Annotated in this window: 22 protein-coding genes; 12 read left to right on the top strand and 10 right to left on the bottom strand. The window is 59.0% G+C overall.

The features are described 5' to 3' along the window. Positions 1 to 89: 89 nt before the first annotated feature. Positions 90 to 1,376 carry a sensor histidine kinase KdpD gene (locus tag SynBIOSE41_RS03450; RefSeq protein WP_186539611.1) on the top strand — a complete coding sequence of 429 codons (1,287 nt, stop codon included), beginning with the start codon at positions 90 to 92 and terminating at the stop codon, positions 1,374 to 1,376. On the opposite strand, the gene SynBIOSE41_RS03455 is transcribed toward SynBIOSE41_RS03450, so the two are convergent. After that, positions 1,351 to 2,064 carry a response regulator transcription factor gene (locus SynBIOSE41_RS03455; protein WP_186539612.1) on the bottom strand — a complete coding sequence of 238 codons (714 nt, stop codon included), beginning with the start codon at positions 2,062 to 2,064 and terminating at the stop codon, positions 1,351 to 1,353. The genes SynBIOSE41_RS03450 and SynBIOSE41_RS03455 overlap by 26 nt on opposite strands. Before the next feature lie 163 nt (positions 2,065 to 2,227). Here SynBIOSE41_RS03455 and SynBIOSE41_RS03460 point away from each other — a divergent pair, with 163 nt between their 5' ends. The 5 genes from SynBIOSE41_RS03460 to SynBIOSE41_RS03480 are packed head-to-tail and all read left to right on the top strand — an operon-like array spanning position 2,228 to position 5,703. After that, a complete protein-coding gene (locus tag SynBIOSE41_RS03460) occupies positions 2,228 to 2,680 on the top strand; it encodes a hypothetical protein (RefSeq protein WP_186540758.1) in 453 nt (150 codons plus the stop codon). After that, positions 2,677 to 3,090: a hypothetical protein gene (locus tag SynBIOSE41_RS03465; RefSeq protein ID WP_186539613.1), complete on the top strand. Its 414-nt coding sequence runs from the start codon at positions 2,677 to 2,679 to the stop codon at positions 3,088 to 3,090. The genes SynBIOSE41_RS03460 and SynBIOSE41_RS03465 overlap by 4 nt, the downstream gene beginning before the upstream one ends. After that, on the top strand, positions 3,087 to 3,626 hold the full coding sequence (locus SynBIOSE41_RS03470; RefSeq protein WP_186539614.1) for a Tfp pilus assembly protein FimT/FimU: 540 nt from the start codon (positions 3,087 to 3,089) through the stop codon (positions 3,624 to 3,626). Before SynBIOSE41_RS03465 ends, SynBIOSE41_RS03470 begins: the two co-directional genes overlap by 4 nt. Position 3,627: 1 nt before the next feature. Further along, a complete protein-coding gene (locus tag SynBIOSE41_RS03475) occupies positions 3,628 to 4,230 on the top strand; it encodes a prepilin-type cleavage/methylation domain-containing protein (RefSeq protein WP_186539615.1) in 603 nt (200 codons plus the stop codon). A gap of 48 nt (positions 4,231 to 4,278) precedes the next feature. Next, entirely contained in the window at positions 4,279 to 5,703 is a 1,425-nt protein-coding gene (locus tag SynBIOSE41_RS03480) for a sensor histidine kinase KdpD (RefSeq protein ID WP_186539616.1), read from the top strand. On the opposite strand, the gene SynBIOSE41_RS03485 is transcribed toward SynBIOSE41_RS03480, so the two are convergent. Then, positions 5,654 to 6,022: a hypothetical protein gene (locus SynBIOSE41_RS03485; protein ID WP_186539617.1), complete on the bottom strand. Its 369-nt coding sequence runs from the start codon at positions 6,020 to 6,022 to the stop codon at positions 5,654 to 5,656. The two genes, SynBIOSE41_RS03480 and SynBIOSE41_RS03485, sit on opposite strands and share 50 nt — an antisense overlap. Next, complete coding sequence (locus SynBIOSE41_RS03490; RefSeq protein ID WP_186539618.1) at positions 6,019 to 7,431, bottom strand: HAMP domain-containing sensor histidine kinase; 1,413 nt, start codon at positions 7,429 to 7,431, stop codon at positions 6,019 to 6,021. The genes SynBIOSE41_RS03485 and SynBIOSE41_RS03490 overlap by 4 nt, the downstream gene beginning before the upstream one ends. Before the next feature lie 119 nt (positions 7,432 to 7,550). Between SynBIOSE41_RS03490 and SynBIOSE41_RS03495 the strand changes: the two genes are divergently transcribed. After that, positions 7,551 to 8,369: an ABC transporter permease gene (locus tag SynBIOSE41_RS03495; protein ID WP_255476023.1), complete on the top strand. Its 819-nt coding sequence runs from the start codon at positions 7,551 to 7,553 to the stop codon at positions 8,367 to 8,369. 21 nt (positions 8,370 to 8,390) lie between these two features. Further along, a complete protein-coding gene (locus SynBIOSE41_RS03500) occupies positions 8,391 to 8,651 on the top strand; it encodes a hypothetical protein (protein WP_066906732.1) in 261 nt (86 codons plus the stop codon). 36 nt (positions 8,652 to 8,687) lie between these two features. On the opposite strand, the gene trmH is transcribed toward SynBIOSE41_RS03500, so the two are convergent. Next, entirely contained in the window at positions 8,688 to 9,377 is a 690-nt protein-coding gene (trmH, locus tag SynBIOSE41_RS03505) for a tRNA (guanosine(18)-2'-O)-methyltransferase TrmH (RefSeq protein ID WP_186540760.1), read from the bottom strand. A 160-nt stretch (positions 9,378 to 9,537) separates the two neighbouring features. Here trmH and SynBIOSE41_RS03510 point away from each other — a divergent pair, with 160 nt between their 5' ends. Next, positions 9,538 to 9,882: an AIR synthase gene (locus tag SynBIOSE41_RS03510; RefSeq protein ID WP_186539620.1), complete on the top strand. Its 345-nt coding sequence runs from the start codon at positions 9,538 to 9,540 to the stop codon at positions 9,880 to 9,882. Positions 9,883 to 9,960: 78 nt separating this feature from the next. Here SynBIOSE41_RS03510 and SynBIOSE41_RS03515 read toward each other — a convergent pair whose 3' ends face one another. After that, positions 9,961 to 10,155: a hypothetical protein gene (locus tag SynBIOSE41_RS03515; RefSeq protein WP_066906784.1), complete on the bottom strand. Its 195-nt coding sequence runs from the start codon at positions 10,153 to 10,155 to the stop codon at positions 9,961 to 9,963. A 67-nt stretch (positions 10,156 to 10,222) separates the two neighbouring features. Further along, positions 10,223 to 10,762 (bottom strand): hypothetical protein, encoded by a 540-nt coding sequence (locus SynBIOSE41_RS03520; protein WP_186539621.1) that lies wholly within the window; start codon positions 10,760 to 10,762, stop codon positions 10,223 to 10,225. A gap of 163 nt (positions 10,763 to 10,925) precedes the next feature. Here SynBIOSE41_RS03520 and SynBIOSE41_RS17940 point away from each other — a divergent pair, with 163 nt between their 5' ends. Next, positions 10,926 to 11,339, top strand: coding sequence for a glycine zipper 2TM domain-containing protein (locus SynBIOSE41_RS17940; RefSeq protein WP_255475928.1), 414 nt, complete (start codon positions 10,926 to 10,928; stop codon positions 11,337 to 11,339). A gap of 64 nt (positions 11,340 to 11,403) precedes the next feature. Here the strand turns inward: SynBIOSE41_RS17940 and SynBIOSE41_RS03530 are convergent, their stop codons facing one another. Further along, positions 11,404 to 12,423, bottom strand: a complete 1,020-nt coding sequence (locus SynBIOSE41_RS03530; RefSeq protein WP_186539622.1) for a hypothetical protein — start codon at positions 12,421 to 12,423, stop codon at positions 11,404 to 11,406. A gap of 128 nt (positions 12,424 to 12,551) precedes the next feature. Between SynBIOSE41_RS03530 and SynBIOSE41_RS03535 the strand changes: the two genes are divergently transcribed. Continuing rightward, positions 12,552 to 12,914: an MGMT family protein gene (locus SynBIOSE41_RS03535; protein ID WP_066906797.1), complete on the top strand. Its 363-nt coding sequence runs from the start codon at positions 12,552 to 12,554 to the stop codon at positions 12,912 to 12,914. On the opposite strand, the gene SynBIOSE41_RS03540 is transcribed toward SynBIOSE41_RS03535, so the two are convergent. Next, positions 12,893 to 13,672 (bottom strand): phycobilisome rod-core linker polypeptide, encoded by a 780-nt coding sequence (locus SynBIOSE41_RS03540; RefSeq protein WP_066906800.1) that lies wholly within the window; start codon positions 13,670 to 13,672, stop codon positions 12,893 to 12,895. The genes SynBIOSE41_RS03535 and SynBIOSE41_RS03540 overlap by 22 nt on opposite strands. 305 nt (positions 13,673 to 13,977) lie before the next feature. Between SynBIOSE41_RS03540 and SynBIOSE41_RS03545 the strand changes: the two genes are divergently transcribed. Beyond that, a complete protein-coding gene (locus tag SynBIOSE41_RS03545; RefSeq protein WP_186539623.1) occupies positions 13,978 to 15,321 on the top strand; it encodes a 16S rRNA (cytosine(967)-C(5))-methyltransferase in 1,344 nt (447 codons plus the stop codon). On the opposite strand, the gene SynBIOSE41_RS03550 is transcribed toward SynBIOSE41_RS03545, so the two are convergent. Both SynBIOSE41_RS03550 and chlG read right to left on the bottom strand, forming a co-directional pair. Further along, complete coding sequence (locus tag SynBIOSE41_RS03550) at positions 15,299 to 17,308, bottom strand: transglycosylase domain-containing protein (protein ID WP_186539624.1); 2,010 nt, start codon at positions 17,306 to 17,308, stop codon at positions 15,299 to 15,301. The genes SynBIOSE41_RS03545 and SynBIOSE41_RS03550 overlap by 23 nt on opposite strands. Further along, positions 17,305 to 18,258, bottom strand: a complete 954-nt coding sequence (gene chlG, locus SynBIOSE41_RS03555; RefSeq protein WP_066906806.1) for a chlorophyll synthase ChlG — start codon at positions 18,256 to 18,258, stop codon at positions 17,305 to 17,307. The genes SynBIOSE41_RS03550 and chlG overlap by 4 nt, the downstream gene beginning before the upstream one ends. Positions 18,259 to 18,267 lie beyond the last annotated feature (9 nt).

Consider the following 18,267-nt stretch of genomic DNA (forward strand, 5'->3'; position numbering starts at 1 on the left):
CACAAATTCAGCATCTCTCCTTTGTTTGGCCTGCAGAGGAAAGAACAGCTAGAGCTCTCTAAGAACGTTCTTAGGGTTGCTCTGAGCTTTTGAACTACCAGCCTCTACCCTCGCTGCGCACCTGGCTGCAGTCCACCGCGGTGCTCACGGTTGTGGCGGGTTACACCGTGCTGCTGCTGCTTAACGGTGTTTTGTCTGAGCTGCAGAGACGTCAACAGCATCAACGGTTAGTGCAGTCGTTGGTGCAACGGGCTGCAGTGGTGCAATTGGATCCAGCCCCCTTGCGCAGCTTTGGGCTGGAGGCATCGTTACTGGCGGTAGGCTCAGCTCAGAAGCCCAGGCTTCAGCGTGATGCTTCTGGTGAGCAATGGCTGGTTAGTCGACAACTCCTGCAGTTGCCCAGTGGTCAACAACGTTGGCTTCAGCTTCGGCAGAACGTGACCAGTTCCCTTGAGCAACAGCGCTTGGCGCAGTTGCTTTTGGTTGCAGCCGCAGGACTTTCGACTTTGTTCACAGCTCTGTTGCTTAGGCCTGTGATTCGGCGTGGGTTGTTGGTTCCATTGGATGATTTCGACCAGCAGCTGCAGACCCTGGAAGCCGACAACCTCGGTGAGCACCTTTTGGATCCCCAGCTGCAGCCGCAGGAATTGCGTGCCATCGCTATCGCCTTCAACAACCTGCAGCAACGCCTTGCCGCTGCCTGGCGTCGAGAGCGGGCTTTTGTGGATGGGGTAGCCCATGAACTACGCACGCCGATCACCGTGATCTCCGGCCATAGTCAGCGGCTTCAGCGCGAAGCACTCCCGGCATCTGTCCAGCGTTCCGCTGATCTGATCAATGCGGAAGCTGCGCGAATCGCTGATCTGCTACGGGTGTTGCGTGATCTGGCTCTGATCGACTCCGGTCGCCTTCAACTTGATTACCAATCACTCGATCCTGATGATCAGTTGCTGCTGGCTTACGAGTCGCTTTCCGCTAATTCCAATGGTCGGCTTCAGTTGCCTCAACCTGCTGGCGAATTAATGCCATCTCTATGGGCTGATTCAGCGCGGGTGCAGCAGTGTTTGCAAGCACTGATTCGTAATGCTCTTCTCTACAGCTCGGGGATTGTGCGATTGCAAACAGAGCAGAGCTGTGATGGCTTGATCTTGCACGTAATCGACCAGGGTGATGGCATCGCAGAAGGCGATCGCTCTGTTCTGCTTCAGCGCTTCAAGCGCGGCGTTAATTCTGCTGGCACCCGGGGCATGGGTATTGGTTTGGCTCTTGTCTACGAGTTGATGCAGGTCATGCAGGGTGAGTTGCTGATCAACGATGCTGAAGGTGGTGGCGCCGATCTGCAGCTGCGTTTCAGGCTTGCGGCAGCCGGGCCATAAAGCCCACGCCGCGCACGGTGTGCAGCAGCTGCGGTTCACCTTTGGCTTCCACTTTTTTGCGCAAATATCCCATGTACACATCCAGTGAGTTGGGATCGCCCACAAAGGGTTTGCCCCACACCCCTTCCAGAATCTCTTGCCGGGTCTGCACCTCGTTGTTGTGCTTCACCAGGTAGGCGAGCAGATCGAATTCACGCTGAGAGAGAGCCAATTCACGATCCCCTCGTGTGACCCGATGTTCAATCAGGTCAATCTGTAGATCTTCAAGGGTGAGGCTGTCTTTAGCGCGTTCAGAACTCGCGAACTGCCCTCGGCGCAAGCGGGCGCGCACGCGGGCGTGCAATTCCTTCAGCTCGAAGGGTTTGGTGAGGTAATCGTCGACGCCAAGATCCAGTGCCTGCACCCGATCATCCAGATCGTCGTGAGCGGTGAGCATTAGCACGGGCGTGGTGTCGCCACTGCTGCGCAGTCGCAGGCAGATCTCCGTGCCATCGAAATCCGGCAGGGTCCAGTCGAGCACCACCAGATCAAAGCTCTCCTGCCTCAGCATCAGCAGGGCATCGCCACCGCAATTGGCGCTGCTGCAGTCCAGCCCCTGCTGGCTGAACTCGTCCTGCAGAAACTGCAGCAGTTCCGGATCGTCATCAACAACCAACACTCTGCTGGCATCCACTGCGGAACTAGCCATCCCTGCATCTCCTCTCTCGGCTCGCCCCATCCTTTCTGAAGTGGTAGCAATGCACATCACCCATTCGGGGGAATGCTTTGTGCAGTCGTGAAGCTCTGCCGTGTTGTGTCCGGGATTTCGCCAGTGGCCTGGCGCGAACACGAAGCCAGCAGTAACAGGTTTTGTGCTGCCCTTGGCACTGACTGCTTCCGCGGTGTTGTTACTAAGCAGCGCCTCCATTCATACGCTCAGTCTGCAGGGCCGCCTGCATTTGCACGCGGCCATCGAGCGTGATCAGTCGGCCGATCAGTTGCACTCAGCGGCCCAGGCCTTTACGACCATGGCCACTGGTGCGCAGCATGCCTGTCTGCTGCAATGGCCCTCTGATGACTGGGGCTTGCTTCAGAACAGATGCTCCGGCGCAGAGCCCCGATCATTGCTGAGAGGAATGGTTGCTGATCAGCAATGGCAGCTGCTGTCTTGGCAACCCGCCGCCGGCTCGGGGGATTTGCGCTTGGCCTTGGCCGATGGTCGTCGCGCCAGCTTCAGGCTTGAGCTGGCCGCCGATGGAGCTCAGATCCTGCGTATCCGTGCTGTGCAGTTGATCGGGCGTGATCGATCGGAGCCCCTGTCATGAGCCTGCCGGAGGTCCTGATCTCATCCATTCTCCTGGCCAGCAGCAGCAGTGCGGCCCTTGGCGTCTGGAGCCAGGCGACGGCGACCTGGCAGCAGAGCCGCACGCTGCAGCAAACAGCAGATCAGCTGGAGCTGATTCAGCTGGCCAGCCATCGCTGGCTGATGCAGCACGGCGCTGAGCGCAATCTGGTGATCCCTGGTTTGGATCCATGCCTGCTGGATGCCAGTGCTGTTGCTGTTGCGCTGGATCAGGCTGTGCCGTTGCCACAGGGGATGACTCGCCAATGGGTTGTGGATGCTGATCAGCTCGGCATCTGGCAGGAGCTGTCTGCGCTGAACGTCGATGGTGAGGTGCTGTTGCAGCGCCGCCAGCTGGTCAGCCCAGCGGCCTATGGGCTCTGCCGCTCATGAAGCGTGTCAACGCAGGGTTCAGTCTCGTGGAGCTGGTCGTCACGGTGGCACTTCTGGGGATCATCGCCTCATTGGTCGTGCCCGATGCTGCTTCTGATCGTGATCGGCTGCAGCTGGATGCGGCGGCCCGGCGCTTGCAGCTGGGCCTGGAACGGGCCCGCCTGGCGGCGAGACGTGCGCAGCAGGCCTGCGGCATCAGCCTTGGCAGTGATGCCTGGCTGGAGCCAGGGCAACAGCAGTTGCCGGCTGCGTTGGCGCCCTGCTCAGGGGTTGACCTGGCCTTGCAGGAGGCCTTCGAGCAGGGGCCGATTCGGGTGCACACCAACCTGCCGGAGCTGATTCGCGTGTCAGCCAACGGCTTGCTGCTCGATGGCGGCACCACCGTGCTCAGCCATGAGCGGCTGGATCAGGGGCGCTGCCTGGTGGTGAGTTTGCCGTTGGGTGTGAGCAGGGTTGGCACGTATCAGGGAGACCTTCCCGCGCTCGGTGAGGCACCCCGCAGCACGCTCTGCAAACCCAGGGTTCAGGAGGGTTGAGATGAAGCGAGGGCGATGCAAGCCAGGAGGCTCTTGGGGGTTCACGCTGGTGGAGCTGCTGCTGGCTCTGAGCCTGGGCACCTTGCTCTTTGCCCTGCTGCTGCGCTTGATCGGCGCCGATCTCCAGCTGGGCAGGGCCATGGCCCTGCGCCTGAGCGAAAGCTCGCGACAACGCCGCAGTCTGGAGCTGATCCGCGAGGAACTGGGACGGGCCCATGGCTGGATGGTCGATCCACCGGTCTCCGCGTATTGGCCGTGCCGCATGCGGGGTCGCCGTCCGGTGCTGGCCATTGCAACTCTCGCTGACGATGCTCAGGCACGCGGCGAAAGCGTGATCGTGTATTCGGTGGGTTCTGCTCCAGCTTCCATCTGGCGCGGGCAGGTGTTGATGCGCTGTGGCCCGGCCTACGGCCTGGATGGTGTGCCTAACCTCCGGGGTGCTTTCCAGAATCGGGTGCTGCTGGATGCACTTCCCCACGACATCGGCTCAGGATTCACGGCACGTCCGCACCCGCAATGGCCTGTGCTGGAGCTGGAGATCGAACAGCAGTTGCCGTCCCGTTCCGGGGATCCGCAAGTCCTGCGTAGCCGTCTGGCCGCCTGACGGCTTGAGAAGATTGCCGATCTCTGGTGCTGCGGCAGAGAGGCCACTGTGAGCGCCGAGGTTGAACAGACGTCGATCCGGCGACGGTTGGAGCGCACCAGTGTGCTGGTGGTGCTGCTGGGGTACGCCTTGTTGGTGCTGGCGAATGTTCAGTTGTTCCAGCAGCAGCGCAACCAGCGACAGCTGACCACGATGCAGCGGGCTGAACGCTTGCTGCGCAGCAACGTTGCGCTTGCAGGTCAACCCCAACAGCTGCAACGTTTGTTCGGCGCCTTCTCCAGTTCCAATCTGGCGGTTTGGGGGCACTTTTCAGATCAGCAGTCCGTTGATGCTGCGTTGATGGATCCCTCTGCAGATCTGCGCCAACGGGCTGAGCAGCTGGCTCAAAACCAATCCAGGCCTCAGCTATTCCGCAACCGCAGCAACAGTTACATCGTCACCAGCAGGGTTGTGAATCTCAACGGCAACCCCTTCCACCTGTATCTGCTGGAGGATGTCTCTGCTGAAATGGCGTTTCAGCATCAACGCAACGCACTGTTGCTGCTTGCCGCTGTTCTGGCCGCGCTGGTGTCTGTCCTGCTCAATCGCCGTGGTATTCACCGTGCATTGCAGCCCTTAACGCGCCTTGGCGACATGTTGGAGACGTTGTGCTCCAATCCTCTACAGCATCAACCGCTTACGCCCGACCAGCAACCACTGGAGTTGAAGCCTCTGGCTGCTGCTGTCAACGATCTGCGCGAGCGTCTTGCGAACGTCTTGGATCATCAGCAACAGTTCGCCAGCAGCGTGAGCCATGAGCTGCGCAATCCCATCACCATCATTGGCGGCTATAACCGCAGGCTGATGCGCCGCGCCCAAAACCTCACTGACGATCAGCGACGACAGCTCTTGATTGTTGAGGATGAAATCCGCCGGTTGGGACAACTGGTCACCGATCTCGTGACGATCACCCGCGCTGAGATCAGCGCTCAGAACCTGGATTGTCAGCCTCTTTGCATTGCTGATCTGGTTCAGCAGGCCATTGCGCTGCTCGATCCACAGGCACAGCCGCGGATTGTGGTGATTCCTGCTGATGGCGTTGATCCCCGGTTGATCGAGGTCTTCGCTGATCGTGATGCTGTGCTGCAGTGTCTTGCCCATCTGTTCAACAACGCCTGCCAATACAGTCCGCCAGCTTCTCCAGTCGAGATTGGCTATCTCTGCCAAGCAGAGAGGGTGTTCCTGCAGGTTCGCGACCATGGCCCCGGCGTCCCCGTGGAAGAACGGCAGTTGGTGTTCGAGCGTTTCCGGCGTGGCCGTAACAGTGAGGGAAGTTCCGGCAGTGGTATCGGGCTGGCCGTGGTGCAGACGCTGGTCGACCCCATGGCAGGCAGCGTGTCGATCGAGGACGCCCAAGGCGGAGGTGCCGTTGTTGTGCTGGGTCTCAGGAGGTGCTCGTCTCCTGCGCCGGAAGGTCATCCTCCGCTTCATTGAGCAGGTAGAAGGCCAGCACGGCCATGCAGGCGATGGCCAGAAACAGGTGATCCACCCAGCCGTACTGCACGCCCATGCCCATGGCGGTGATCTTGCTGTTCACCACCACCAGCACCACGGCAAAGCTCGCCAGCAGCAGGGCGGGTAGCCGTTGAATCTGCCGGCGTTGACGCCACATGCTGAACAGGGGTGGCAGCAACACCAGCGTCGAGACGCCATGCAGAACACGCATGCTCAGATCGCTGTGCAGATGCGGTGTGATCGACGCCCAGAGATTGGCCGGCACCAGCAGCGAAACCAGGATCAGGTAGGGAATCAAGGGGCTCGCCTCAATTGAATGCGAAAGCAGCTGCCCATGCCGGGTTCGCTTCTCACCTTGATGCTGCCACCCATCGCTTCCAACAGCAGTTTCACCACGGAGAGTCCAACGCCGCTGCCGCTCTGCCCCGTGGTGTTGGCGCCACGGTGAAAGCGATCGAACACGTAGGCCTGGTCCTGCAAGGGAATGCCGATGCCTCGATCTTCCACCTCAAGCGTCAGGTTGTTGATGCCTGAACGCAAGCGCAGCTGGATGGGCTGCTCAGCCGGTGAGTACTTGTGGGCGTTTTCGATCAGGTTGAGCAACACCTGGCGCAACCTGGCGGCATCGCCGAGCGCCATGCTGGAGCTGCCTTCTGCAGGCAGCTCCAGGGTCAGTTCACGGGCCAGGGCCGATCCCTGGGCTCGCACCACTTCCTCGAGCAGTGGTCGCAGATCCACGGGCTCCTGCTTGACCTGCAAGCGCCCGGAATCGCTGCGTGAAAGGTCGAGCAGGTCATTGAGCAGTTGCTGCATGCCGATCGTCTCTTCTTCAGCGTCGTGAAGGCGCTGAACCAGCTGTGCCTCCAGCTGCGGTGCCTTGCGGATCACGCGTTTGAGAGATCCAGACACCAGGGTCAGTGGCGCTTGCAATTCATGGCTCACGGCGCTCACAAACTGACGCTGCTGGCTCCAGGACTGGGCCAGTCGTTCGGTGAGGGCGTTGTAGGTGCGTGTGAGCTGGCTGAGTTCCTGTGGTCCCCTCGGCACCGGTAGAGCGGCTGTTTGCAGGCCTTCGGCAGTGAGCTCGGCGCTGCGGCTGCTGAGCTCCTGCAATGGTCTGGTGATTCGCTTCACCAACAGGCTGACCAGCAGCAACGAGCCACTGAGGGCGCTGCCCCAGATCAGGATCATCCAGGCCAGAAATTCGCTCTGAGCAGGGCCCAGGCCGGAGATTTCCGTGCTGCTCCAGAGCAGATCACCAGACCGCAAACGGCGGTCCAGCAGGGTGAGGTACTCCCGCTCCTGCAGCACGATCAGATTCGACTGGCCTTGTTCCCGCTGTGGATTGGCCGTTGCGGCGGCTTGCAGCAGTGCTGCTGGGATGGGGCGGTGGTCTCGTCTGGGGGTGATCAGCTGCCCGTCCGGCTGTTCCAGCCACAGGTTGGTGCGCAGGCTGGAGTGGTTCTGAAGTTCCTGCACGATCAGCGTTTCGCCCTGATCGCCTTGGCTCTCCAGCTGAAAAGCGAGTGCTGCTGATGCTGTCAGCAGCTCAGCTTCTCCCACGCGCAGCCGGCTGCGTTCGCTCAGCAACAGCCCTGTGCTGGTGGCACCGGTGAAGCCGAGCAGCACTGCGGCGTAGGTGGCGAGCTGCAGCTGGCCGAGCATGGTGCCCGTCAGGCGGGAGCGCCAGTGGCGGGAACGGTTCATGCTCCAATGCTGCTCTTGGTCGGACAGTCGGGCAAGAATGCGCTTGATCAGCACTGCACTCCTCTGTGAGTTTTGCCGCCTCGCCGCTGGGCATCGCCCGCCCCAGCCTTTCGGCTCGCATGGCCCGCTGGGGCCTGGTGATCGTGGCGATCTATGGCCTGGTGGCCCTGATCACACCGGTGCTCTTGGCCGCTGGCCTGCTGCCGGATCCCAATGCCGGCCTGGAGAATCCCATCTATGCACCTCCCTCGTTAGCGCACTGGTGCGGCACCGATCGGCTTGGGCGTGATGTTTGCGTGCGCACCTTGCAGGGCAGCGGAGTGGCCCTGCAGGTGGTGCTCCTGGCCGTGACCTTCGCGCTGGTGATTGGTGTGCCCCTGGGCATGGTGAGTGGCTACCTGGGGGGAGGCGTCGATCGCTTGCTCGTGCTGCTGATGGACACGCTGTACACACTGCCGGTGTTGTTGCTGTCGGTGGTGTTGGCCTTTCTCCTTGGTCGGGGGGTTCCCAACGCGGCTGCGGCGTTGTGCGTGGTGTACATCCCCCAGTACTTCAGGGTCGTGCGCAACCAGACGGCCCAGGTGAAGGCGGAGCTGTTCGTGGAGGCAGCGCGCACGCTCGGTGCCGGACCGGTCTGGATCCTGCGCCGATATCTGTTGCGCAACGTGATCACCTCCGTGCCGGTGCTGCTCACGCTCAATGCTGCCGATGCGGTGCTGGTGCTGGGTGGCCTTGGCTTCCTCGGCTTAGGACTTCCGGAAACGGTGCCGGAATGGGGCAGTGATCTCAATCTTGCGCTCGCGGCTGTGCCGACCGGTGTGTGGTGGACCGCTCTCTATCCAGGCCTAGCGATGTTCGTGCTGGTGCTGGGGCTGTCGTTTCTGGGTGAGGGTCTCGAAGCCTGGGTGAGCAGCACGGGCCGGGACGCGGCAAAATAGTTCAACAGGACAGATCAGACCATGCCGTTCTGGGCCACGCTCGCTCTGATGACGCTGATGGTGACGCTCTGGGTGTCTGGCCGCAGCAACCCAGATGATGTGATCGGTCTTCTGGAGCAGATGCTGGCGATTGCGCTGGGGCTCGTGGTCCTGTTCATTGGTCGCAGTCTGCCCCTGGAACTGCTTGCTCTGGTGTTCGCCCTGCGACTGCCGGCAGCGCGCCGAAACCATCCTGTGATGGAGCGCAGGCAAGGCAGCAAGGATGTGTTGATGCCGTTCTGAACCTGTTAGCAGAGCTTCGGCTCCTGGCTTCAGAGTTCAGCAGTGCAGCTTGGCGGTGCGAGGCAGCTGTTCGAGAATCTCACCGTCTTCGGAGAGGGCGGGATAGCTGCGGCCTTGCTCACGGCACCAGCCCGCCACCTCCGGATAGCACCACTCAAACAGCAGGTCGGTGTATCGCTCTGCAGGAATGCCTTCACCTTGAAGCGGTGCGAGCCCAGCCGCCTGACGCTGCCTGAGGGCCTCAAACAGCAATGTGGCCGTGGCCACCGACACATTCAGGGACTGCACCATCCCACGCATTGGAATGAAGACCGCCTGATCCATCAATGCGGTGGCTTCTGCGGTCAGTCCCCATTTCTCAGCACCGAGAACGAAGGCAGTGGGGCCAGTGAAGTCGCATTCGCGGTAGTCGCGCGCGTTCACGCCCAGGTTGGTGCCATACAGCCGGAATCCTTGATTCTTGAGCTGGCGCACGGCGCTGCTGATGTCGGCATGGTCATGCAGTGGCACCCAGCGCTGACTGCCCTGGGCGGTGCTGTTGAAGGTGCGGGGCCGTCCGCTGAAACTGACGGCATGGGCTTCCAGAACCCCCACGGCATCGCAGCTGCGCAGGATCGCCGAGAGGTTATGGGGCTTTTCCACGTGCTCCACCAGCACGGTGAGATCCGTCATCCGGCAGTTCAGAACCTGCTTCAGACGCTGAAATCTGCGGGGAAGGATCGGCATCGCTGAGATCGCTGCAGGCGTGAAGGTTTGCTGGCAGCCATGGGCATGGCTCAGATTTGCATGCGAGCCGCAACCGGCATCCTGCTGAGCGCCCAATGCATTTGCTACACAGGGCCCTGTCATGACCACAGGCTCAAGGTGACTTCAGCTGATAGCTCTGATGGAAGCGAGGGATCTGGTGATGGGCACGATCTTGACGTCCAATGCGGCTTTGGAGCTCATGCGTCAATCCGCTGTTGCTGGCCTGCCGGGTGAAATGCATGCGGAAGTGGTGTCTGGAGGTTGCTCTGATTACGCGATTGTGTTCAAAGCAGGGCGCAATTCAGGTGAGCCAATCTCCAGAGAAGCTGGGGTAACGCTCTACTCCAAGGCTGAGCAGGTTCGGCTCTTTTCCGGTCTTGTGATCGATTATCAGGAGTCTCTCTCTGGGGGCGGTTTTTTTCTCTCTGGTAAGACGATTGATGTGTCGTCGTGCGGAAATTGTTTCTCTTTCAGGGCTGCTTAAAATCTTTGCTACTGGTTGAAGTTCTCTTCTTAAGGTTCAGCTCTAGGTGCCCAGGGTCGGTCGGTTGCCTTTGCACATTTATCCGCAGCAACCGCTCTGCTGCAGTGGTGTCACGGTGACGCCACTCACAACTTGAGGGTCCATTAAAACGCGCACTTTGATGCCGCCGTCTGGATCGTCGGCAAGTTCGATGCCAAGGCCCAGCAGCTCTTTTCCAGCGTCGTTTTTGTAGTTGATCAACTCGACTCTTTGGATATTGCCTTGCTCAGACATTGTTGAAGCTTGTGCTGTGATCCATCATTATGCCTGTCTGATGTTGAAAGGATCTCGATTGCTGAGTTCAGCACTCTTCATCAGCATTCCCCATGGCACGGTCAAGGTTTTGGGCTGAGGAGGCATAGCGCTCACAGAAGCTGTCAACCATGGCTTTTTGACCTGATCGCTGTGCATTGATCTGAATCTGTCGCCAGACAGCTTTGTCGTTCAGGTACAGCTCCAGATGCCGGTCTGCTTCGGAGTCATTGCCCAGGGGGGGGAGTCGCTCGCCGAGCACGACGCGACGCACCAGATTCCAGTCCTGGGGAATGCCCTCGACATTCACAACCTTCAAGGCTTGAAGTCTGCAGGGCTCGTTGCTGCGTCCGCTGTGTTCAGCGCCATGGCGTCTGGATCGCAGCCAAAGCTCGCTCTCCTGGCTGCATACCTGCAGGTAGCGCAGGTCAGCCGCTTTGAGGCCATAGGTCGCCATCAGCTGGAAGGCGAATCCATAGCGGCGTCCCATCGTTGTGTTCGGCAAGGCTGCGAGCAACTCAAGGATTTCTGAATCCTGCAGCGCATAGGTGATGGGTTTGGGTTGGTTGCTTTTGGGTTGGTTGCTCATGTTTTCGTCCCCTTCGCCTTGCCCACGCTGATGGCTTGTTCGTGATGACTGTTCGCTGCAGGTGACTGATCCCAGTCATATCTGGATGCAGGGTCGCTGATATTCAGTCATCTCTTCAGAGGTGGGCTTCAACAGGATGGCGTTGTCCATGAATGAAGTTTTCATGAATAAGCCTGTTCCGATGCGTTGGTCCGCTTTGCTGACGCTCGCTGCCCTGTTGCCCATGACGGCAACTCCTCTGCTCGCACACGAGTATCGCGGTGATGACGGGCGTAACTACTACGACGGCCGCGATTACTACGGCCGTCGCGCCTACGGCATCGGCCGTGACTATGACGACAGCCGTGACTATGAGAACAGCCGTGAGTATCTGTATCGACCGAATGGAGTGGCTCAGCGGGCTGCATGGGACGAACCAGGTACAGATACCAACAGTTGCGTTGAAGGCAGCGTGATCGGTGGTCTGCTCGGGGCCGGTCTCGGCGCAGTGCTGTCCCGTGGCAACGGTCGCTGGATCGGTATGCCTGTCGGTGGTGCCGCTGGTGCACTGATTGGTTGCCAGGTTGACGGGGGCTGATCTTTGCTGGATGGGGGAAGGGTTTTGTCAGTCTTCTGACTGGATAAGCGATCAATCAGCAGTCTCACCATTCGCAGTTGTCGCCGCTGTTGCAGGGATAGATGCGATAGCCCTTCCCGATCAATTCCGGTGTGTCGCTGTTGTTGATCATCCATTTATCCAGTCGCAACGCATAGACGCCATTGCCTTCATCAAAGAGACCCGCGTAGTAAATCTCGATAAAAGGTGGCCAGCAGTCGTCTTTGCATCCAGGCTCGTTGTCGGCATAACATTTCCAACCACTCTTAACTCCAAAAGTATCCATCGTTGGCGAGGTGAAATTGGTGTTAGGCATGCTTGAATCTGCTTCGCAAACCCATGGATAAAGGGCGAAGTTGAACGTCTTAAGCACGCCTTTCACGTTTGCATATGGATTGACTTGGTGGATGTCTTGGATTTTTTGACAGACACTCTTATTCCATTTGCGTTGGTTTTGTTCTGGTCCTGCTCCGCAAACAGCACCGCTGATGACCGTATTGCCATCGCTGTACCATCCTGCCCAATATCTTTGAACACCAAAAGTAGTCCCAGAATTGGGATGCGTGAATGTGCAGTGATTACGCCCGTGGGGGCTGCTTGAGCCGCTGTTCTCACATTCGGGAGATGTCGGTGGCCCATCGAAGCGTTCGATGTATTTGATATCACCTAAACAGTCGGGTTGAATTCCAGCTCCATCGCAATTATGAAATACCCAATAATCTTTGCGCCCTTCTTTGGGAAAGCTGGCCCATGTTCGGGCTCCCATGTTGTATTTGGCTCCATTAACAATGTCATAGGGATCGTTGTTATTGCTTTTACAGACCGGCGATAAACCTTTGTCCCAGTTGAATTGATAGGGGCGATAATAAAAGGGGGTGCAACTGATGTCTGAAGCACCTTCTCCCCCACCGCCGCAGAAGGTATCTAATTTTTTGATCGTTCCGCCTTCGTTTGCCCAGCACCATCCTTGGCCCAAGCCGCTCATCATCATTGGCTTGTTTTGTTGGTGTTGAAAATCCAACCGCTGAGGAATTGATTCGAGCGAAACAGGGGCAACTGTGGTCAAGCCTGATGACAATCCGGCGAGAAGATGGATTAACACGTTGCTTGAGTGAAATATCGCAATTGTGGCCAGCTAAGCCCTATGAAGGGGTTTTGAGGATATTTAGTAATATCAAAGATCTCAAAAGTGTGATGAAAGGCACCGATTTTGATCAACGTGTCTACGCCATGGTTGGGCAAATTCCTCATGGACATCTCTCCACCTATGGCCAGGTTGCCGACCGTATTGGTGCCTATGGCTGTGCGCGCCAGGTGGGTTGGGCTCTGCGTCGTTTGAGCCTGCCTTCTCAGATTCCTTGGCAGCGTGTTGTCAATGCCCAGGGTCGTATCTCCATGAGCCTCAGTCGCGAGGGATCCGACTGGATGCAGCGGGAGCTTTTGATCGCCGAGGGAATTCCTGTGGATCTGGAAGGCCGCTTGCCCCTCAAAAGGTTCCTGTGGTCACCTGATGAAGGGCAGATTGCCGAGATGGGTCAGTTGCTCAGGGCGCTGTAGGCGACGGTGACCACCAGGCGCGTGATTTCGATCACGCCAGCGATCACGAACACCGTTGCAACCCGGGTGGCCCAGCGCGGTGGCTGATTGCCTCTCCAGCTGCTGGAGGCCCTCATCCACTGGGCTGCGGCGGAGGCAGGAAAAGCGATCGTGCTGGCGCGTCCAGAAGCCAGCTGATTACCCAGTCTGGAGCCTGTTCCGATCGCTTTGTCGCTGTAGGCGTAACCCAGAGACACCGCGGCGGTTCGGTTGAAGGCCGATTGGGCTGATCCAGGCTGGGATTGCCAGGAGCGCACGAATGGAACGCCATGCTCTCCGAAGGCTTGGCTGTATTCCTCGGAGTCAATCAGAGAATCCACGAGCGCATCATGACCTTGTGAAGCCTGGAGCTGAATGCATTCAGACACTTCACTTTGATCATGAGGCGGTCTGCCCAGCAGATGTTTGAAATCCAGTTCGATGGTTCTCTGTGGAGAGCAGGAATCGTAAAAATTTTTGCGATAGAAGTCCGACTTGGCCAGGCCACGGATGAACTCCTGAACGGTGATCCTTCCATCGCGCAATTCAGCCTCAAGAGAGGTTGAGCGCTCACACTCCATGACATGTCCATTGCCATAGACATGCTTGTAGGCCTCATGAATCGCCGAGTCGACATCAGCTGCTTCGGCAGAGCCTGCGAAGCCGGAACGCAGTTTTACGGGCTGCTTTGTTGCACGTTCACCGCCGAATTGTGTCGCGACAGAGGTGGACGAAAGCATGGCAATTTTTGGACATGACCTTGGTATCAAAGAGAGTCCTGGACCGAACTAAGATTGAATTGAAAGATTCTTATGCTTTCGCAAATAAACAAGATTTTTGTTCAAATAAATCGGCGTTTTTGGTGAATTTGGGTTTCATTTTTAAGCTGTTTTCAATCTTTCTGGTAAAGAGCTGATTTTGAATTTCTGATCTAGGGGTTGGCTTTGAAGCGCTCGGTCTCAGCAGGAGCCCTGTCCGGCTGCTGGCGCTTCAGTCGAGGTGTTGGATGTTGCTGGCAGATGATTGAAGCCAGCGAAGCCCATCTATGGCTCAACCTGCTGAACCGTCTTCCCGAGATGCTTTGCTCTCTCGCCATGTCGCCTGGGACGTTCTTGAAGCTGTTGCGGCTGGGGCTTACGCGGATGTCGCTCTGGAGAGGGCTCTGCGTCGACGGTCTCTGGCTCCTGTCGACCGCGGATTTGTCACGGAGCTGTCCTATGGGGCCATTCGCTGGCGTCAGTGGCTGGATGGCTGGCTGGATCGATTGGGCAAAGTTCCGGCCCGTAAGCAACCTCCGCGTTTGCGCTGGCTCCTGCACATCGGCCTCTACCAGTTGCTGCGTATGGAGCGCATTCCTGCCTCCGCTGCGGTGAATACCACGGTGGAACTGGCCAAGCAGGGCAAGCTGGCACGTTTGGCACCGGTGGTGAATGGACTGTTGCGTTCAGCCTTGCGAGCCCATGAGGCCGGAGAAGGCTTGGCTCTGCCCGAGGAGCCCGCGGCGGCTCTGGCGCAGCAGCATTCGCTGCCGTTATGGATCAGCCGTGGGCTGTTTCAGTGGTGTGGTTCGGAGCAGGCTGAGCGCGTAGCCAGGGCCTTCAATCAGGTGCCGCCCCTCGATCTGCGCGTGAATCGGCTGCGTTCAACGCCTGACCAGGCGGCAGCACTGTTCGCTGAACGCAGCATTGCAACAGCTCCGATCTCAGGCTGCCCGCACGGGCTTCAGGTGCTGGAACCATCCGGTGATCTGCGCCAGTGGCCCGGTTTCAGCGAAGGCTATTGGTGTGTCCAGGACCGTGCGGCCCAGTGGGTGGCTCCACTGCTGGATCCTCGGCCTGGTCAGCGAGTGCTGGACGCCTGTGCTGCCCCAGGAGGCAAAGCCACCCATCTGGCGGAGTTGATGGGTGACGAGGGAGAGATCTGGGCTGTGGATCGTTCACCCGGTCGCTTGCAGCGGGTGGCTGCCAATGCCGCAAGGCTGGGCTGCAGCAGCATCCATGCTCTGGCATCCGATGCATCGCAGCTCGGGCAGGAGCGACCTGAGTGGAGGAATCGATTTGATCGGATTCTTGTCGACGCACCCTGTTCCGGCCTGGGAACCCTGGCGCGCCATCCCGATGCTCGCTGGAGGGTGACCGAGGCGTCGGTGGCTGAATTGCTGAAACTGCAGATCGTCCTTCTGGATGGCCTGCGATCTCTACTGGCCCCAGGCGGACGCCTGGTTTACGCAACCTGCACGATTCATCCTTCAGAAAACACCGAACAGGTTCATGGCTGGCTGAAGGACCATCCTGATCTGGTGCTCGAATCAGAGCAGCAGCGCTGGCCTGATCCCAGTGGGGGGGATGGCTTTTATGCCGCGGTGATCACTGCACCGGCAGCGGCCTGAAGTTCTCATCAACCGGTGGACCATCATCTGGAGCGATGTAGCGCCTGGGTGGTGCGACCGGCGCGACTGGTGTGGTTTGTTCTCCGCTGCTGAAGGGCTGATCACCATTGCCACCGGTTGCTGAGTCTCCCCCTGGGGTGCGGCCCTTCTTCTTAGGCCCTTTGAAGGGGCGGTTGAGCACCGGTTTAGGAGGGAAGTTCTGGACGTTGTAGCTGCCTTTGACCTGAGTCATGAATTGCTTCCAGGCCCAGGCAGCCTCGCCGCTGCTACTTTTGGTTTCAGCATTGTTGTCGTAGCCGAACCACACTGCGGTGGTGAGCTGTGGGATGGAGCCGATAAACCACAGGTCCCTGGCTCCTTCAGAGGTTCCGGTTTTGCCAGCTACGGGGCGATCGTCGAGGCGGGCTGCAGCACCCGTTCCTCCTGTCACCACCCGTTGCAGCATCCAGTTCATGGCATCGGCCACCTCGCTGTCGAGTGCCCGACTGCCCTTCTCACCATCGATGCGCCTGCTCCAGAGAACGTTGTCTTCAGGGCCGCGGATCTCTTCGAAGGCCATCGGCTTCACGTACACACCGCGATTGGCCACTGCGGCATAGGCCGCGGTCATGTCGAGCACGGTCTGCTCATAGGCGCCGATCGCCATTGGGTAGTACTTGCCGAGAGGTCGCTCGTTGCCAATGCCCAGCTTGTTTGCGGTGCTGATGATCGCGTCGAAGCCGACCTTGTCCTGAAGCTGCACGGCCACCGTGTTCAGAGAATTCTTGAGAGCGTCTGCGAGCGAAATATTGCCGAAGTATTTGTTGCGGAAATTCTTGGGGCAGTACCCGGACCAGCAGCGGGGAGAATCCACAAAGATGTCTTCCGGCTTCACTCCGGAACTGATGGCGGCGGCATAGGGAAACAGCTTGAAGGTGGATCCCGGCGAGCGCAGGCCCTGGGTTGCTCTGTTGAATTGACTGCTGCTGAAGTTCTTGCCTCCCACCATCACCCGCACCAGGCCAGTGCCGGGTTCCATCGACACGATCACCCCTTCGGTGTTGAACGGGGCAAACTTGCGGACCACCTGCTGGGCTTTCTTCTGCCAGTCGAGGTTGAGGCTGGTGCGGATCTTCAGGCCTCCCACCTCGATCTGCTCGGGGGTGAGCAGCTGCGGTAACTGTTGAGCAACCCAGCTGGTGAAGTAAGGCGCTGAGCTGTTGAAATATTTGGGAATGGCTGGTTTGAGATCGAGCGGGCTGGTGCGTGCCAGCTCGGCTTCACTTGCGGTGATGAAGCCAGCCTGTCGCATCCGATTGAGCACGATGCTTCGCCGCTCCAGGGCCAGTTCGGGATTCACCAGGGGTGAATACACCGATGGAGCCGGAGGCAGGCCTGCAATCAGTGCGGCTTCCTGAAGATTGAGTTGATCCGGTGTCTTGGAGTAATAAACCCAGGCGGCATCGGACAGCCCATAAGCGCTGGCCCCGAGATAGACATAGTTCAGGTATTGCTCGAGTATCTGCTCCTTGCTGAGCTGGCGTTCGAGTTTGTAGGCCAGCGCTGCTTCCTTGAGCTTGCGCGTGATCGTGCGGTCCTGGCTGAGGAACACCGTGCGAGCCAGTTGCTGGGTGATCGTGCTGGCGCCTTCCCGAACCGCTCTCTGGCGCACGTTGCGCACCAGGGCCCGGCCGATTCCCCAGATATCAACACCGTTGTGCTCATAAAAGCGCCGGTCTTCCGCGGCGATGAACGCCTGCTTCACGAGCAGAGGCATCTGCCCCGGTTGGATCTTCTCGCGGGTCGCCGGACCCAGTTTCTGAATCACCGCTCCGTTGCTGGCCAGCAGGGTGATGGTGCCGGGTCTGTTGAAACGGCTGATGCCGCGTGCGTCCGGGAGTGTGGCATCGAATGCTCTCACCACAGCAGATTGGGCCAGAGCCACACCACTGCCGATCACGAGGGCTGAACCGCCGATCAGGATCCAATGACGACGGGTGCGAATCACATGACTTGGGTCAGAGGGCTGTGACCAATCGCTAAAGCAGTGACCAGCATTCCAAGCACCAGAAAGGGTTGCGCGCTTGCCTGGTATTTCACGTCGTAGGCCACGGGATCACGCAGCAGCCAGATGTCCTGGAAGGTGATCTGCGGCACGATCAGAAGCACAAGAAGAACAGCAGCGAAATGCTGCCCGATTGCGATCAGCACCGCAACCATCAGCAGCTGAAAAACATCGATCATTCCAGCGCTGATCCAGCTTGCGGGGCCGATTCCGAATGCGACCGGAAGTGACTGAAGCCCGAGGGCACGGTCACCTTCAACGCTCTTGAAGTCGTTGACGACGGCGATTCCCAGCCCAGCAAGGCTGTAGGCCAGGGTGAGCAGGGCAGTCGCCCAGGTGAGCTGACCGAATAGTGCCTGGCCTGCCCACCAGGGAAGGGCGATGTAACTCGCACCGAGGGCATAGTTCCCAAGCCAACCGTTCTGTTTGAGTTTGAGGGGAGGCGCTGAATAGATGTAGCTGACCAAAGACCCGCCGATCGCCAGCAGGAAGAGCACAGGGATTTCATGGTTGGCCCACTGGTCGAGCCCCCAGGCCACGGCCAGTCCGCTCAGCAGCAAGACCCAGATCTGCAGCCTGACCTGTCCGAGGGAAATCGCACCGGAGGGAATCGGGCGGTAAGGCTCGTTGATCGCGTCGATTTCGCGGTCGTAGTAGTCGTTGATGGTCTGGGTGTACCCCGCCAGCAGGGGGCCGCTCATCACCATGCATGCGATGGCTGCGAGCACGTGATCAAGCCGCCATTCGTAGTTCCCGCTTGCGGCTGCACCGCAGACAACGCCCCAGATCAAGGGGATCCAGGTGACCGGTTTCATCAGCTGCAGACGCAGCTTCCAGATGTTGGTGGTGCCGCTGGCACCTTTCATGCCGAGCAGCTGACGGGCGTCACTCACAAAATCAAG

It is taken from the genome of Synechococcus sp. BIOS-E4-1, from assembly GCF_014279995.1.
GTDB lineage: Bacteria > Cyanobacteriota > Cyanobacteriia > PCC-6307 > Cyanobiaceae > Synechococcus_C.

What these genes read in the sequence shown, in the direction of transcription:
- trmH (WP_186540760.1), bottom strand. Translation starts at nt 9,377, where the DNA reads ATGCCGATCCTTCCCCGCAGATTTCAGCGTCTGAAGCAGGTTCTGAAC.
- SynBIOSE41_RS03520 (WP_186539621.1), bottom strand. Translation starts at nt 10,762, where the DNA reads ATGAGCAACCAACCCAAAAGCAACCAACCCAAACCCATCACCTATGCG.
- SynBIOSE41_RS03535 (WP_066906797.1), top strand. Translation starts at nt 12,552, where the DNA reads ATGAAAGGCACCGATTTTGATCAACGTGTCTACGCCATGGTTGGGCAA.
- SynBIOSE41_RS03475 (WP_186539615.1), top strand. Translation starts at nt 3,628, where the DNA reads ATGAAGCGAGGGCGATGCAAGCCAGGAGGCTCTTGGGGGTTCACGCTG.
- SynBIOSE41_RS03465 (WP_186539613.1), top strand. Translation starts at nt 2,677, where the DNA reads ATGAGCCTGCCGGAGGTCCTGATCTCATCCATTCTCCTGGCCAGCAGC.
- SynBIOSE41_RS03470 (WP_186539614.1), top strand. Translation starts at nt 3,087, where the DNA reads ATGAAGCGTGTCAACGCAGGGTTCAGTCTCGTGGAGCTGGTCGTCACG.
- SynBIOSE41_RS03495 (WP_255476023.1), top strand. Translation starts at nt 7,551, where the DNA reads ATGGCCCGCTGGGGCCTGGTGATCGTGGCGATCTATGGCCTGGTGGCC.
- SynBIOSE41_RS03515 (WP_066906784.1), bottom strand. Translation starts at nt 10,155, where the DNA reads ATGTCTGAGCAAGGCAATATCCAAAGAGTCGAGTTGATCAACTACAAA.
- SynBIOSE41_RS17940 (WP_255475928.1), top strand. Translation starts at nt 10,926, where the DNA reads ATGAATAAGCCTGTTCCGATGCGTTGGTCCGCTTTGCTGACGCTCGCT.
- SynBIOSE41_RS03500 (WP_066906732.1), top strand. Translation starts at nt 8,391, where the DNA reads ATGCCGTTCTGGGCCACGCTCGCTCTGATGACGCTGATGGTGACGCTC.
- SynBIOSE41_RS03545 (WP_186539623.1), top strand. Translation starts at nt 13,978, where the DNA reads ATGGCTCAACCTGCTGAACCGTCTTCCCGAGATGCTTTGCTCTCTCGC.
- SynBIOSE41_RS03455 (WP_186539612.1), bottom strand. Translation starts at nt 2,064, where the DNA reads ATGGCTAGTTCCGCAGTGGATGCCAGCAGAGTGTTGGTTGTTGATGAC.
- SynBIOSE41_RS03490 (WP_186539618.1), bottom strand. Translation starts at nt 7,431, where the DNA reads ATGAACCGTTCCCGCCACTGGCGCTCCCGCCTGACGGGCACCATGCTC.
- SynBIOSE41_RS03540 (WP_066906800.1), bottom strand. Translation starts at nt 13,672, where the DNA reads ATGCTTTCGTCCACCTCTGTCGCGACACAATTCGGCGGTGAACGTGCA.
- SynBIOSE41_RS03510 (WP_186539620.1), top strand. Translation starts at nt 9,538, where the DNA reads ATGGAAGCGAGGGATCTGGTGATGGGCACGATCTTGACGTCCAATGCG.